Source organism: Hoeflea sp. BAL378 (genome assembly GCF_000759435.1).
Classification (GTDB): domain Bacteria; phylum Pseudomonadota; class Alphaproteobacteria; order Rhizobiales; family Rhizobiaceae; genus Hoeflea.
Map to the genome: position 1 here is coordinate 1 of NZ_JRJG01000020.1, position 13,318 is coordinate 13,318.

At 65.2% G+C, this 13,318-nt stretch carries 16 protein-coding genes and 2 tRNA genes; 1 reads left to right on the forward strand and 17 read right to left on the reverse strand.

Annotated elements, in window-relative coordinates; all coding sequences use genetic code 11:
- The 13 genes from LL06_RS06280 to LL06_RS06340 all read right to left on the reverse strand — a co-directional run.
- Positions 1-905, reverse strand: a 905-nt coding sequence (locus LL06_RS06280; RefSeq protein WP_201772316.1) for a multiheme c-type cytochrome, incomplete at its 3' end; no start/stop codon positions are given.
- A gap of 90 nt (positions 906-995) precedes the next feature.
- Entirely contained in the window at positions 996-2,048 is a 1,053-nt protein-coding gene (locus LL06_RS06285) for a cytochrome c3 family protein (protein ID WP_244447057.1), read from the reverse strand.
- Between the two features lie 181 nt (positions 2,049-2,229).
- On the reverse strand, positions 2,230-2,937 hold the full coding sequence (gene rquA, locus LL06_RS06290) for a rhodoquinone biosynthesis methyltransferase RquA (protein WP_035523800.1): 708 nt from the start codon (positions 2,935-2,937) through the stop codon (positions 2,230-2,232).
- A 665-nt stretch (positions 2,938-3,602) separates the two neighbouring features.
- Positions 3,603-3,678 (reverse strand) — tRNA-Phe (locus LL06_RS06295).
- A gap of 249 nt (positions 3,679-3,927) precedes the next feature.
- Positions 3,928-4,128, reverse strand: a complete 201-nt coding sequence (gene yacG / locus LL06_RS06300; protein WP_035523802.1) for a DNA gyrase inhibitor YacG — start codon at positions 4,126-4,128, stop codon at positions 3,928-3,930.
- A gap of 4 nt (positions 4,129-4,132) precedes the next feature.
- A complete protein-coding gene (locus tag LL06_RS06305; protein WP_035523804.1) occupies positions 4,133-4,753 on the reverse strand; it encodes a Maf-like protein in 621 nt (206 codons plus the stop codon).
- 19 nt (positions 4,754-4,772) lie between these two features.
- Positions 4,773-4,991 (reverse strand): translation initiation factor IF-1, encoded by a 219-nt coding sequence (gene infA, locus LL06_RS06310; protein ID WP_004435948.1) that lies wholly within the window; start codon positions 4,989-4,991, stop codon positions 4,773-4,775.
- A 102-nt stretch (positions 4,992-5,093) separates the two neighbouring features.
- A complete protein-coding gene (locus LL06_RS06315) occupies positions 5,094-5,555 on the reverse strand; it encodes a low molecular weight phosphatase family protein (protein ID WP_152599513.1) in 462 nt (153 codons plus the stop codon).
- Positions 5,556-5,572: 17 nt separating this feature from the next.
- Positions 5,573-6,052 (reverse strand): UPF0262 family protein, encoded by a 480-nt coding sequence (locus LL06_RS06320; RefSeq protein ID WP_035523809.1) that lies wholly within the window; start codon positions 6,050-6,052, stop codon positions 5,573-5,575.
- A complete protein-coding gene (gene hisD / locus LL06_RS06325) occupies positions 6,049-7,377 on the reverse strand; it encodes a histidinol dehydrogenase (RefSeq protein ID WP_035523813.1) in 1,329 nt (442 codons plus the stop codon). The genes LL06_RS06320 and hisD overlap by 4 nt, the downstream gene beginning before the upstream one ends.
- A gap of 33 nt (positions 7,378-7,410) precedes the next feature.
- Complete coding sequence (locus LL06_RS06330; RefSeq protein WP_035523815.1) at positions 7,411-7,848, reverse strand: DUF2948 family protein; 438 nt, start codon at positions 7,846-7,848, stop codon at positions 7,411-7,413.
- Between the two features lie 164 nt (positions 7,849-8,012).
- A complete protein-coding gene (gene murA / locus LL06_RS06335; RefSeq protein ID WP_035523818.1) occupies positions 8,013-9,302 on the reverse strand; it encodes a UDP-N-acetylglucosamine 1-carboxyvinyltransferase in 1,290 nt (429 codons plus the stop codon).
- Positions 9,303-9,420: 118 nt separating this feature from the next.
- Positions 9,421-9,630 carry a hypothetical protein gene (locus LL06_RS06340; protein WP_035523820.1) on the reverse strand — a complete coding sequence of 70 codons (210 nt, stop codon included), beginning with the start codon at positions 9,628-9,630 and terminating at the stop codon, positions 9,421-9,423.
- A gap of 329 nt (positions 9,631-9,959) precedes the next feature.
- On the opposite strand from LL06_RS06340, the gene LL06_RS06345 reads away from it, so the two are divergent.
- Positions 9,960-10,034: transfer RNA gene (locus LL06_RS06345), tRNA-Thr, on the forward strand.
- A 90-nt stretch (positions 10,035-10,124) separates the two neighbouring features.
- Here the strand turns inward: LL06_RS06345 and LL06_RS06350 are convergent.
- The 4 genes from LL06_RS06350 to LL06_RS06365 form a co-directional block, all read right to left on the reverse strand.
- On the reverse strand, positions 10,125-10,496 hold the full coding sequence (locus tag LL06_RS06350) for a hypothetical protein (protein ID WP_035523822.1): 372 nt from the start codon (positions 10,494-10,496) through the stop codon (positions 10,125-10,127).
- A 67-nt stretch (positions 10,497-10,563) separates the two neighbouring features.
- On the reverse strand, positions 10,564-10,968 hold the full coding sequence (locus LL06_RS06355) for a hypothetical protein (RefSeq protein ID WP_035523824.1): 405 nt from the start codon (positions 10,966-10,968) through the stop codon (positions 10,564-10,566).
- A 184-nt stretch (positions 10,969-11,152) separates the two neighbouring features.
- On the reverse strand, positions 11,153-13,009 hold the full coding sequence (locus LL06_RS06360; protein WP_035523826.1) for a sodium:solute symporter family protein: 1,857 nt from the start codon (positions 13,007-13,009) through the stop codon (positions 11,153-11,155).
- A 12-nt stretch (positions 13,010-13,021) separates the two neighbouring features.
- Positions 13,022-13,288, reverse strand: coding sequence for a DUF4212 domain-containing protein (locus LL06_RS06365; protein ID WP_173426109.1), 267 nt, complete (start codon positions 13,286-13,288; stop codon positions 13,022-13,024).
- Positions 13,289-13,318: the final 30 nt, after the last annotated feature.

A 13,318-nucleotide genomic window follows, 5' to 3' on the forward strand; every position in this document is an offset into this window, starting at 1 on the left:
CATCCCTGGCAGGAGGCCGCGGCCCCGGCCAGCGCCGGGCGCTCGGGCGTCTCGCCGGGGCCGCCGGAATAGCGGCTTCCGGCGATGGCGTGATCGCGGGTGGTGTGGCAGGTGGAGCAGGTGAAGCCGGCGCCGTCCGGCGCGGGCGCCATGTGCACATCGAGCGCGGCCACGGGAGCGACCAGGTCGGCGTTGAGGTCGCCATGCTTGACCCCGGGACCGCCATCGGCGTTGAAATGGCAACTGCCGCAGCTCGCCCGCGTCGACGGGCCGACCGAGCGGGCGGCGGCGGCCAGATCCTTGACCTCCGGCGCGTCGCCGCGCAGCCGCTCGTCATGGCACATGGAGCAGGCAGCCCCGCCTTCGTGGAAATTGGAGAGCGCCCACTTGCCGGTGGGCTCGTGGCAGGTGAGGCAGTCCACCGGCGCGACCGGCGGGCCGGACGGATCGAACATCGCCGGGTCCTCGAAGCGCGTGCCGGAAATGTGGCAGGAGGTGCAGGCCTCGATGTTGGACGGCACCGACAGCAGGAATCCGTTGGCGACATGGAGCATGCCGAGCAGCTCGGCCTTGCCTCCGGCCGTCTCGCCATCGCCGGCCTTGGGCCAGGACCAGGTGAAATGGATCGAGCCGTGGAGTTGCTCGGACCCTGTGTTGTGGCAGGACAGGCAGGCCTGGTTGACCTCGCCGGCGCTGGCGAAGGGCCCCGCCAGCGCCGGAAAACTTCTGTGATCGGCGGTGGAGGCCGGAATGCCGGCCCGGGCAGGGGCGGCGGACGCCGGAGCTTCGCCGGTGGTCGCCCCGGCGGTGGCCGCCGGCGGATCCGACTGGGCCGCCGATGGCGAGGCGATTGCAACCGCCAGGCTGAACGCCAGACTGAGACCTGCGAGCCAGCGCGGTGTCATCGATCTTGCCCCTTCCAGGATTGTTTCTCTTGGAGGGGCCTGGCCGCGGCGGCGGCCAGGCCCTAATCGGGTCTCACCGAAGCAGGCGGCTCAGTTCGGACGGGTGCCGACCACCTCGACCCCGCTGCCGGCCGCCGCCAGATCGTCGATGCTGTCATACAGCAACTGCAGCGCGTAATAGGGATTGTGGGTGTACATGCCCAAATCCTTGGCGACGACCTGGTAGTTGTAGGCGGCCTTGAGTTGCCGCGGCGTCCACGACTGGTAGCGGTTGGGGAACACGGCCTCGGCGTCCTCGATCGCGCCGCTGCCGTCGCCATCCTGGAAGAAGTACGGATAGGCATTCTCGTGATAGGCGATCGCGGTGCCGGCCACCTGCTTGCCATAGCCCTTGATGGCGTCGAGCAGCCGTGCATGCAGCGCCTTGATCTCGGCGTAGACGCCTTCCTTGGCGTCGCCATTGCCGTCGAAGTCCACCTTGGAGGTGCGGATCAGCCGGAGCGACTGCTTGTCGTCGGCCACCACTTCGGTGTGGCATTCCGTGCAGGTGGCCACCTTCACCTGCAGCTTGTGCGGGCTGTGGCAATCGGTGCAGAGCTGCGACACCTGGTCGTGGAAATAATAGCCGGCATATTCCTTTCCGTCATACTCGTATCCGCCATGCACCTCGCCGCCGAACCGGCTTGCCGCGGAAGCGCGGTAGTGGATGTTGACGAAGCCGATTTCGGCCGAAGGCGTATCTTCGTCCGGCGACGCCCCCGCCTTGGCGATTTCCTCGCCGACCTGGACGGTGGAAGCGCGGCCGCCGTGGCAGGTCATGCAGCGCGCATCGGGGGTGAGGACCTCCTGCTCGACGCCGGAGGGGAAGGTGACGACGCTCATGGAGCGGGCGACGTCATTGTGACAGGCCATGCAGGCGATCCCGGGTGCCACGGCCGGATCGGGCGAATGCTTGGTGTCGACGGTGCCGGCGGCGCTGCCGTCCGCGCCGAGGTAATCCATGAAGCCCGCGGTCGAGTGACATTTGGAGCAGACCTCCGGGATCATCTTGTCGTCTTCATTGTCCCAGTGGCGGAAGGCCTCGCGGGTGATGTTGGCGTGGGGCGAGCCGCGCCATGCGTCGAGATTGGGGATCTCCGGCATCAGGGTCGCCGGCGCGGGCACCGCCGTTGCCGGACTTTCCTGGGCCTCTGCCCGCTGGAGCTGTGCTCCTCCCCATGCTGCAAACCCTGTCATGGCAGCCATGACCACGACGACACGAACTGATATTCTCATCGCATTGTCTCCCCTTCGCGCGCCAGCCGCGCGGATCTGCATTAAGAGTTCATATCGAACCCCGGCGGTGGGCGACGGTCTTCTGGAAGACGCCGCCGAAAAATGTCTCCTTGGTCCATTCGAACGCGGCCGCATCGGCGCCCAGGTCGCGGATCTCGTGATCCCACATGCTCAGCGCAAAGGGCTCCAGCCGCTCGAACAGCTTGCGATAGAAGCCGCGCATAGGATGCAGCCTTGCCGGACGGTGGTAGTCGACGAACACGGCGCGGCCGCCGGGCGCCACGCGCTGGAGCAGCGCGGTGACGATGGCCTGCTTCATGTCGTCGGGAACCTCGTGCAGGAGGAAATAGCAGCTGACCACGTCATAGAGGCCGTCGCCGGGCTTGGACGCGTCGGCGATGCGGACGCGGGCCTGCTTCATGCCCCACAGTTTCCGCCGGCACAGGGCCGCCTGCAGCGGGGCCACGTCCATGGCGTCGAGGCTGCCCTTGGGACCAATGCGCCGGGCGATTTCGGGAATCAGCGTGCCATAGACGTGAGCCGCCTGAAGCACGCTTTGCCCGCTCGAGAACTCGGCCAGGGCCGCGTTCCGCAGCCGCACGTGATTGCCAAACAAGATGATCCCCACGATCGTCTCGTTGTCGAGAAGCCGGGCATTGCGCGGATCCAGGTAAGCCCAGGTGTAGGTGTTCTTGAGATACGCAGGAACAGCATGAACTGCCGGGATGGAACGGAGGTCGTCGGGAATTTGTAACATCGCACAACTTTTTCGGATTATCGGAATTCCTGGCTTGTCGCCGTGGTCGGAACTCCGGTGATTAAGGTGTCGACCCGCAAGAGCGGCCGGAGGGGTTGAAATCGAAGCTGGGCCATAGGCTCTGGTTGAGTGTGCAATCGGCCCTTTCCTGAATTGGTGTCGCATCGATCCCGTGTCCGCTGCTGGGCTTGTGCCTGCAGATGATCGATATCACGGTCGGCGGCGATGAGGCTTTGATCTTGCTCAATTTGGGTCCGTAACGGGGTAAAGTGCCAGGTTCGGAGTTAAATTATTGAATTTCCATACAAATACTGAAACAAGTTGCCCCGAAAGGCTGACGTGGCGGCAAAAAGTGTCAAAATTTTTTGACATATTATCTCGTCTTACGAATCCTACACATCCCTGTAAAGCGTGTCCAACATCCCGTGCAAGACTGGCAAGCCGCGCGGGGCAATAATGGGGGATTATTTTCAACAGGCCGATCGGCTCGGACGGCCCCTCGCCACCTGCCGCAGCCGTCACCGCCGGGCCGCCGCGGACACCGCCGCCCGAACCAGGACACGGACTGGGCAAGGGCTCGGCCGCGACCTGGCCGCCAAGGCCGGCGGGCGCCCGCGCAAACAGCCGCGCAACGCTGCGGACCATCGTTCGAAGAGAGGAAAAAATGGTGCCCGGAGGCGGATTTGAACCACCGACACGCGGATTTTCAATCCGCTGCTCTACCAACTGAGCTATCCGGGCATCTCACCGGGCCGCTCTTGAGCGGCGTCCGGAAGCTCGCCGGCGAAGGAGTTTTCCAACGCCGGAAGCGAGCGGGTTATAACATCTTGAAAGGCCCTGTCCAGCACCCTTTTCAGGCTTTTTTCGCCACGGCGGGGAGAAAATGAACCCGGCCCCGGGGGCGGCGTTGGCGAAGTCCGGTTTTGCCGTCGCCAGGCCGCCCGCAGCGTCGCTTCGGTGCACGCCGCGCGGCACTCTCAAGCCCGCGGGTCAGCCCCGGTCGTCGAAATCGTCGTCCTGGTTGTCATCGACCTCGGTGACGGGGATGGCGTAGCCGCCCACCAGCCAGCGGTTGAGGTCGACCGCGCGGCAGCGCTCGGAGCAGAACGGATAGCTGTCGCGCGTCGAGGGGCGTCCGCATTCCGGACATGGCTGCGCCTTGCGCAACGGGGTCACCTTGCCGTCGGTCATGTGCTCAGCCCTCAAGCCATTTGAAGTGGACATCATAGCCTTCGCCGGTCAGCAGGCCAACGGTCTCGTAGAGCGGCAGGCCGACCACATTGGTGTAGGAGCCCACCAGCTTGACCACGAAGCTTCCCGCCAGGCCCTGGATGGCGTAGCCGCCGGCCTTGCCGCGCCACTGGCCCGACGCCAGGTAGCTTTCGATCTCGACCCGGGAGAGCCGCTTGAAACGGACCCTGGTCTCGACGATCTTCTGGCGGATGGTGTGGTCGGGGGTGACCAGGCAGATGCCGGTGAAGACACGGTGGTTGCGGCCCGACAGGAGATAGAGCGCGTTCGACGCCTCGTCGATCTGCTCCGCCTTGGGCAGGATGCGGCGGCCGACGGCGACCACGGTGTCGGCCGACAGGATATAGGCATCCTTCCAGGCCGGATCGAGCCGGGTCTCGGCAAGTGCCGCTTCCGCCTTCTCCCGCGACAGCCGCCGCGCCAGCGAGCGCGGATGCTCCGAGCGCTGCGGCGTCTCGTCGAGATCCATCGGCATCAGCCGGTCGGGCGCGATGCCGCCTTGGTCGAGCAGTTCAAGCCTGCGCGGCGACCCGGATGCGAGGATCAGTTTTTGCGATCGCGCCATGGGATGGCCTCACCCTCGCTTACTTGAAGCGATAGGTGATGCGGCCCTTCGTCAGGTCGTAAGGCGTCATTTCGACGAGCACCTTGTCGCCGGCGAGAACGCGGATGCGGTTCTTGCGCATCCGGCCTGCGGTGTGCGCAATGATCTCATGCTCGTTTTCGAGCTTCACCCGGAAGGTTGCGTTCGGCAGCAGTTCGGTGACCACGCCCGGAAATTCGAGGACTTCTTCTTTCGCCATTCAGTGTCTGTCTTTCCAGTTGAAAAAGGCGGCGCAAAATGCGCGGGCCTGAAATTTGGCCGGAACCTACACAATGACGAGCGATTTGTGAACCAAATTGATTCACCCGCCCGCGAGCGGCCGCGACCAGCCCTTGCCCGAGACGATCCTGTGTCTGAGCATGTCGCGCACCTCGCGATAGGCGTCGAGAATGCGCTCCCTGGTCCCCGTCGCCACGGTCGGGTCCGGTGTCGGCCAGTAGATCACCTCGACCGCATTGCCGCGGGTCAGTTCCAGCGCCCGGTGGTGGGCTTCCGGCGCGAGCGTGACGATGAGGTCGAAATAGTCGTCCTCCAGTTCGTCAAGCGTCTGCGGCTGCCGGTGGCCGAGATCCAGGCCGATCTCGGCCAGGACCGTGTCGACGAATGGATCGCGCTCGCCCGGACGGACGCCGGCGGAGGCAATGTAGGTGCCGGCGGGCAGGACCGAGCGGGCGATGATCTCGGCCATCGGCGAGCGGATCGAGTTCATGCCGCAGACGAACAGGACCGAACCGGGCGAGGTCCTGGCGGGAGCGGGGCTCATGTCCGCCATCGCGGTCCCTATCCGCGCCAGTGCAGCACGCAGACCAGCGTGAACAGCCGCCGGGCGGTGTCGAAATCCATCCTGATCTTGCCCTCCAGCCTGTCCATCAGCGTCTGCGAGCCTTCATTGTGGATGCCGCGACGGCCCATGTCGATGGCTTCGATCTGGCTCGGCGTGGAGGAGCGGATCGCCTCGTAGTAGCTCTCGCAGATCATGAAATAATCCTTGACGATGCGGCGGAACGGCGTGAGCGAGAGAATATGGGTGGCCACCGGCTCGTCACCCTGGGGGGAGATGGAGAAGACCAGCTTGGCATCGATCAGCGACAGCTTGAGCTTGTAGGGTCCCCTGTCGTGGCCGACCGGCTCGAAGCTGTTTTCCTCGATCAGGTCGAAAATGGCGACGGCGCGCTCGTGCTCCACATCGGGCGTGGCGCGGCCGATGGTTTCATCCAGAACGACATCCGAGAGCCGTTTCGTGTCCTCCGCCGCCGTCATTCCCGCTCACGTCCCTCCTCCGGCCCCGGTTCCCTCAGATTCATCCGGATCGACACCGAGCGCGCATGGGCATCGAGCCCCTCCGCCCTCGCCAGACTTATGGCAGCAGGGCCCAGCGACTGCAACTGCTCCGGCCCGAGCCTGAGGATCGAGGTGCGCTTGACATAGTCGAGCACCGACAGGCCCGAGGAGAACCGGGCGGAGCGCGCCGTGGGCAGAACGTGGTTGGAGCCGCCGACATAGTCGCCGATCACCTCGGGCGTGTGCCGGCCCAGAAAAATGGCGCCCGCATTGCGGATCCGCGCGGCCAGCGCCTCGGCGCCCTCGGTGGCGATTTCCAGGTGCTCGGCGGCGATGCGGTTGGCGAGCGGCACCGCGGCGTCCCAGTCCGGCACGGTGATGACCGCGCCGAAATCGGCCCAGCTCCGGCGCGCCGTCCCGGCGCGGCCCAGCGTCGAGAGCTGGCGCTCGACCGCGGCAATCACCGCCTCGCCGAAGGCTTCGTCGCGGGTCATCAGGATCGATTGCGCGCCGGCGTCATGCTCGGCCTGGGCCAGCAGGTCGGCGGCGATCCAGTCGGGATCGTTGTCGGGATCGGCGATCACCAGCACTTCGGAGGGACCGGCGATCATGTCGATGCCGACGGTGCCGAATACCTGCCGCTTGGCGGCCGCCACCCAGGCGTTGCCCGGTCCCATGATCTTGGCCACGGGCCTGATGGACTCGGTGCCGTAGGCGAGTGCTGCGATCGCCTGGGCGCCGCCGATGCGGTAGATCTCGCTCACGCCGGCGATGCGGGCGGCGGCCAGAACCACCGGGTTGAGCTGCCCGTCGCGCGCCGGCACCACCATGACGATGCGCTCGACGCCCGCCACCCTGGCGGGCACGGCGTTCATCAGCACCGAGCTCGGATAGCTGGCGGTGCCGCCCGGAACATAGAGCCCGACCGCCTCGATCGCGGTCCAGCGCGAGCCGAGCTCGACACCGAGCGGATCCACGTAATGATCGTCCCGGGGCATCTGCCTCCGGTGGTGGCTGGCGATGCGGTCATGGGCGAGGTCCAGCGCCGCGAGGACCTCGGGGTCCGTCGCCCGGTAGGCGGTCTCGATCTCTTCGGCGGTGACGGCGAGACCCAGGCGCCGCGTGTCGATCCCGTCGAAGCGCTGGCTGAATTCGTGCAGCGCCGCGTCGCCGCGCTCGCGGACCTCGCGGATGATCGCGCGCACGTCGTTCTCGACGTCTTCGGAGACCTCACGCTTGGTGGTCAGAAAGGCGGCGAAGCGGCTTTCGAAATCGGGTTGCCGGTAGTCAAGCCTCAGTACCAATGCCCTGTCCCCATTGTCACAGTCGTCGTTCGATCAGAGGCCGAGCGGGTGGCGCGGCTTGAACTTGGTTTCCCAGCCGCCGCCGATGTCGGCCAGTTGCACTTCCAGGCACTCGACCTCGAGGCGGATCACCGCATCGCCCGACAGCACGATCTCGATCGCGCCGGCCGGCGCCTCGTCGCCGGGGACGAAGGTCAGGGCCAGCAGCGAATGCACGGCGTCGGTGTCCTTGAGATCGATCCCGCGGGATCTGACGCTCAGCACCTGCTTGACCGCGAGCACCGCCCGGCGGCGTTCGAAGGTCTTGGCGTCCCGTCCCTCTTCCCAGACAAAGCGATTGCCTTCAAGCGTGAAAGTCTTGTTCTGGCCGAGAAAGGCCGTGTCGCCGGTCTTGAAGACGGCGTCCTGCAGGCAGGCGGAAATCACGGCCAGGTCCGTTTCGTCAAGCGCGACCAGTTTCAGACTGTCCATGGTTTACCTCGGGTCTCTGTCATCATTGCCGGGCGCGGGGTCACCGCGCGGTGTGCTGCACTGCAAGGTAGGTGGGGCGAGGCCAAAGCGCAATGCGCCGATGGTGGCAGCGCAAGGCGGAGCCCGGCAGCTTGCTGCCGACGCCCGGGCTTCAGTCCAGGGCGTCAGTCGCTGATGCGTTCGACCACGGCGCCGCAATTGGTGAGCTTCTCTTCCAGCCGCTCGAAGCCGCGGTCCAGGTGATAGACCCGGTTGACCACGGTTTCGCCTTCGGCGGCGAGGCCAGCGATCACCAGCGACACGGAGGCGCGCAGATCGGTGGCCATCACCGGCGCGCCGCGCAGCGTCTTGACGCCGGTGACGGTGGCGGTCTGGCCCGACAGCGAGATCCGGGCGCCCAGGCGCGCCAGTTCCTGGACATGCATGAAGCGGTTCTCGAAGATCGTCTCGGTGATGTGCGACACGCCATTGGCGCGCGTCATCAGTCCCATGAACTGCGCCTGCAGATCGGTCGGAAAGCCCGGAAACGGATCGGTGGTCACGTCGACCGGCAGGATGTCGCCGCCATTGCGGCGGACGCGAATGCCGTTGGCTTCCTCGGTGATCTCGGCGCCGGTGCGGCGCAGCGCCAGCAGCGCGTTCTCGAGCAGCGAAGCGGAGGTGTTTTCGAGCAGCACGTCGCCGCCGGTCATGGCCACCGCCATGGCGTAGGTGCCGGTCTCGATGCGGTCGGGCAGCACCCGGTGGCGCGCGCCCGACAGCGAGGCGACGCCGTCGATGGTGATGGTGGAGGTGCCGGCGCCGGAGATCTTCGCGCCCATGGCTGTCAGGCATCTGGCGAGATCGACGACTTCGGGCTCGCGCGCGGCGTTCTCGATCACCGTCTGGCCCTTGGCCAGCGTCGCCGCCATCAGCATGACATGGGTGGCGCCGACGGAGACCTTGGGGAACACATAGTGTCCGCCCACCAGGCCCTTGGGCGCGCGGGCGTTGACATAGCCGTTGTCGATGGTGATTTCGGCGCCCAGGTGCTCGAGCCCGTCGATGAACAGGTCGACCGGCCGGGTGCCGATGGCGCAGCCGCCCGGAAGCGAGACCTTGGCCTCGCCCATGCGCGCGAGCAGCGGGCCGATGACCCAGAAACTGGCGCGCATCTTGGAGACCAGCTCATAGGGCGCGGTGGTGTCGACAATGGTGCGGGCGGTGAAATGCACCGTCCTTGCATAGGGGCCGTCCTGGCGTTCGCGGCGGCCCTCCACGGCAATGTCGACGCCGTGATTGCCGAGAATCCGCTGCAACTGCTCGACATCGGCCAGATGCGGCAGGTTCTCGAGCGTCAGCGTGCCGTCGGTCAGCAGCGAGGCGATCATCAGCGGCAGCGCCGCGTTCTTCGCGCCGGAAATCGGTATGACGCCATTGAGCGGATTGCCGCCAACGATCCTGATGCGATCCATGCTGTCCTCTTGAAGTGGTGGCCTTCGACTGATCCTTGGATGACCCGGCCATGATAGAAATCTGCGGCGGTGTTTAGACCATCATCGCGAATGCGGCAACATGAGGACGGGCGCAGGCCTATCCGCGCTCCTTGTCGCCGCCGGGACCCGGCGTGCGGACGGCGGCGGGCAGGCCCTCGGCCTCGTCGGCGCGGCCCTCGCGCCGCGCCCGGGTCTGCGCCTTGCGGCGCTGCAGATTGGCGCGCAACTGTTCGGCGCTGCGCAGGGCGCGCCTGGCGGCCTGGCGCTCTGCTTCGCTCTTGTGATCGGGCGGCGGTGTTTTGCTCATGACAGGGTGTGGATAGCGCAAAAAAACCGGAAGGTGAAGATCGCTCCGTGGCGATGGCAGGGATCGCGCGGCGGCGGCGCGGCGGCCGGTTTCCCGGAATTCCGGCCTTTCCCGCGCTCCGCCGGCGCGACCGCACAGGCAATTTCACCGCTGCCGCGGCAATCGCCCGTTTGTGGCTTGCACTCCTGTCCAAGCTGTGGCAATAGCGGGCCGCTTCAGTCGTTTACAGGCTTTCACGACGAACGAAAGCGCGGCGCGACCGGCGGCTGACGGATACCTTCTCCGCCCCGGCTTCTGGTCTGACCGCCTTCACGACACCGAAGCAAAGGGCTGCCGTAGCTCAGGGGTAGAGCACTCCCTTGGTAAGGGAGAGGTCGAGAGTTCGAATCTCTCCGGCAGCACCAGTTTTTTCCAAACGACTTTTGCGGGTTGCGAGCGGGCACGAACGTCGACCGCCGCGCTGTCGGCCGTCCAGTCGTTGCCCGGCGGTCGCCTCAGTTGAGCAGGAGCCGCAAGGTGACCGAGACCGCGAGAAGGGTGATCGCGCCCATCGCGGACCAGGCCGATTTCTCCAGCAGTTCCAAGCGCATGGCATTGATGATGAGGGGCCGGGCGATGCCGGCCGGCGGACGCTCCTCCTTGGCGAGCATGATCCAGACCTCGGTGTCCTCGATCCGTTTGCGCTTGTGATAGTTCTTGCCGACGACCAGCATGATGGCGGAAATCGCCAGCATGCCGCCGGCGCCGCATTTCATGCTGAGCGCCGGATCATGCGCGGTGCCCATCATCATCATCAGGATGGCGAGGCAGGCAAAGGCCCCCGCCCTGAGGACGCTCAACCGCGCGAGTGTGTTGATCCTGTCCATGCCCGAATTCCGGATTGCAGGCCATCGACAAGAACTACGCCCGGGCCCGGCGAAGTCAAGATCAGGTTCAGGCGAAAAACGTGAGCACCGCGGCCGTGACGACGATGAACAGCGGCGGCAGGCCGAGAAAGGCGTCGCCGAACAAGAAGACCTTGAAGAAGAAGAGCAGGAAGGCTGAGTAGAGCGACGCGGCAAACGGCAGCAGGAAACCCGGCGTAACCGGGTCGAACAGCGCCAGCAGCGGATCCGTCACCCGCTTGAGCACGACGAAGAAGGCTATCTCGCGGTCGACGCCGACGACGAATTCGAGCAGGCCGCGCGAAAACAGCAGCGCGGCGAGCGCCGTCAGCGAATAGGTTCCGCCGAGAAACACGGCCACCATTCCGGGCGCCCCGCCGAGCAGGAAGGTCGCCACCGCCGCCAGGTAGGTCAGCGCGACGATGATCAGTCCGCGTACAGCCAGTTTGCTCATTCCCTGCTCCCTTGGGCTTTTTCTCCCGACCGGCCATCAGGCGCGAGGCCACAGCCTTGGCCGCGCCTTACGGTTCCGGCCGGCCCGATCACCCGGCATGCCTCAAGGCCGCGGGCGGATCGACGATTCCGGTAAAAAAACGCAGGGCCCGAAGGCCCTGCGCAGCGTAATCCGGGACAAGGGCTCAGTCGTTGGCGCCCTGCACCATCATCTGTCCCCCGCTTGGCAGACGCAGGCGGTCGACGAACTCCTGCATCTCCCTGCTCGGCTCCGGCGTGAACAGCGACACCAGATAGGTGACGACGAAGGCCACGGGAACCCCGAAGATGCCCGAGGAGATCGAGGCTACGCCGAACCAGACGATCTCGTCGCCCGTGCCCTTGACCAGGTCGAAGCCATAGACGTTGCCGATCAGGTAGTACATCGTCGTGCCGAAGCCGGCGATCATGCCCAGGATGGCGCCCATGCTCGTGGTCCGCTTCCACCAGACCCCGAGAACCAGCGGCGCGAACAGGCCGGCCGCGGCGATCGAAAAGGCCCAGGAGACCATCGACAGGATGTCGGATGGCTTGGTGCGGGCCAGGAAGGCCGCAGCCAAGGCGACAACGACGAGCAGGATCTTGGAGATCATGAGACGGCGCTTGGTGTCGGCCTTGGGGTCGATCATCTTGTAGTAGACGTCGTGCGACAGGGCGTTGGCGATGGCCAGCAGCAGACCGTCGGCGGTCGACAGGGCGGCTGCGAAACCGCCGGCGCCGACGAGACCGACAACCCAGATCGGCATGCCGGCGATCGACGGGGTCGACAGCACGATCATGTCGTTGTTGAGCTTCAGTTCCGCATAGGGGAAGCCGCCGACGAAGCCCTTGGCCTCGCAGGCCGTCTGGATGGCCATGACCGTTTCGGCCTTGACCCCGCAGATCGTCACCAACTGGTGGCCGGCGATCGAGCCCCACTGCAGCATCCATTCCGGGATGGCGGTGAAGGCAAGCTGCAGACCTTCGGCATTGGCGAACAGTCCCATCAGGTTGAACTTCGAGAAGGCGGCGTAGGCCGGCGCCGTGAAGTACAAGAGGAAGATGAAGAACAGCGACCAGCCGACCGACTTGCGCGCCTCACGCACCGTGGGGGTGGTGAAGAAGCGCATCAGGATGTGCGGTAGCGACGCGGTGCCGACCATCAGGCAGAAGATCAGGAAGAAGTAGTCCTTGGGCGAGTAGGTGGTGAACGGCGCCACATGCGCCTTGGCCACGCCCAGGATCTGCTCGTATTCGGCGATCTTGCTCAGCGCACCGCCATAGGTGAGCTGCGGGATCGGAATGCCGAACTGGACCGTCGACATCCAGACCGCCGGAAGCAGGTAGGCGACGATCAGGACGATGTACTGGGCGACCTGGGTCCAGGTCACCGCCTTCATGCCGCCGAGCATCGAACACACCAGAATGCCCAGCAGGCCGGCAAACACGGCGATCTCGAAGTCGATGCCCAGGAACTGGGACGCGATGATGCCGGACGCATAGACCTGCGCGGTGATGTAGGTGAACGAGCAGCAGAACAGCACGATGATGCCGACCAGACGCGCGGCATTGCCGTTATAGCGGGTGCCCAGGAAGTCGGGAACCGTGTAGGCGCCGAACTTGCGCAGGTAGGGGGCCAGCAGCACCGCCACCAGAACATAGCCGCCGGTCCAGCCCAGAACGAAGGCAAGACCGTCATAGCCGAGCACGAACAGCGTGCCGGCCATGCCGACGAAGCTCGCGCCCGACATCCAGTCGGCGCCCGTCGCCATGCCGTTGTAGATCGCCGGAACCGAGCGTCCGGCGACATAGTATTCGGTGACCACCGCGGTCCGGGACATGATACCGATGAAGGCATAGATGCCGATCGTCATGGCCATATAGGACCAAAGTATGAAGCGGTCAGGAACTCCGACCATCGAGAGGACGGCCATCAGCAGGACGAATGCGAAGAAACCGCCGACATAGATCCCGTAGATCTTGCCGAGGTTGTCCGTGAAATCGCCTTTCATGGAAAGTGCCATTGGTCCGCTCCCTCAATCTTCCGCGACGCCGAATTCCTCGTCGATCGTGTTTTGCCGCGAGGCAAACCAGAAGATCAGGACGACGAACACAATGAGAGACCCCTGTGCGGCCATGTAGAAGCCGAGCGGGAATCCGAGGATGACGATGTTGTTCAGTGAGCTTACAAAGAAGTGGATGAAGAAGCCGAAGAAGAACCAGATCGCCAATGTTGTGACCATCAGCTTCTTGGTTTTCGACCAGTGCGCTTCTGCAACCTCCCGGGTAATATTGTCGGGCATGTCCCTCTCCCTATGTTGCGAAACGGGAGA

Bases quoted from the DNA above. Each gene is read 5' to 3' on its own strand.
- LL06_RS06285 (WP_244447057.1), bottom strand. From the start codon at position 2,048: ATGCCGGAGATCCCCAATCTCGACGCATGGCGCGGCTCGCCCCACGCC.
- rquA (WP_035523800.1), bottom strand. From the start codon at position 2,937: ATGTTACAAATTCCCGACGACCTCCGTTCCATCCCGGCAGTTCATGCT.
- yacG (WP_035523802.1), bottom strand. From the start codon at position 4,128: ATGACCGACGGCAAGGTGACCCCGTTGCGCAAGGCGCAGCCATGTCCG.
- LL06_RS06305 (WP_035523804.1), bottom strand. From the start codon at position 4,753: ATGGCGCGATCGCAAAAACTGATCCTCGCATCCGGGTCGCCGCGCAGG.
- infA (WP_004435948.1), bottom strand. From the start codon at position 4,991: ATGGCGAAAGAAGAAGTCCTCGAATTTCCGGGCGTGGTCACCGAACTG.
- LL06_RS06315 (WP_152599513.1), bottom strand. From the start codon at position 5,555: ATGAGCCCCGCTCCCGCCAGGACCTCGCCCGGTTCGGTCCTGTTCGTC.
- LL06_RS06320 (WP_035523809.1), bottom strand. From the start codon at position 6,052: ATGACGGCGGCGGAGGACACGAAACGGCTCTCGGATGTCGTTCTGGAT.
- LL06_RS06330 (WP_035523815.1), bottom strand. From the start codon at position 7,848: ATGGACAGTCTGAAACTGGTCGCGCTTGACGAAACGGACCTGGCCGTG.
- murA (WP_035523818.1), bottom strand. From the start codon at position 9,302: ATGGATCGCATCAGGATCGTTGGCGGCAATCCGCTCAATGGCGTCATA.
- LL06_RS06340 (WP_035523820.1), bottom strand. From the start codon at position 9,630: ATGAGCAAAACACCGCCGCCCGATCACAAGAGCGAAGCAGAGCGCCAG.
- LL06_RS06350 (WP_035523822.1), bottom strand. From the start codon at position 10,496: ATGGACAGGATCAACACACTCGCGCGGTTGAGCGTCCTCAGGGCGGGG.
- LL06_RS06355 (WP_035523824.1), bottom strand. From the start codon at position 10,968: ATGAGCAAACTGGCTGTACGCGGACTGATCATCGTCGCGCTGACCTAC.
- LL06_RS06360 (WP_035523826.1), bottom strand. From the start codon at position 13,009: ATGGCACTTTCCATGAAAGGCGATTTCACGGACAACCTCGGCAAGATC.
- LL06_RS06365 (WP_173426109.1), bottom strand. From the start codon at position 13,288: ATGCCCGACAATATTACCCGGGAGGTTGCAGAAGCGCACTGGTCGAAA.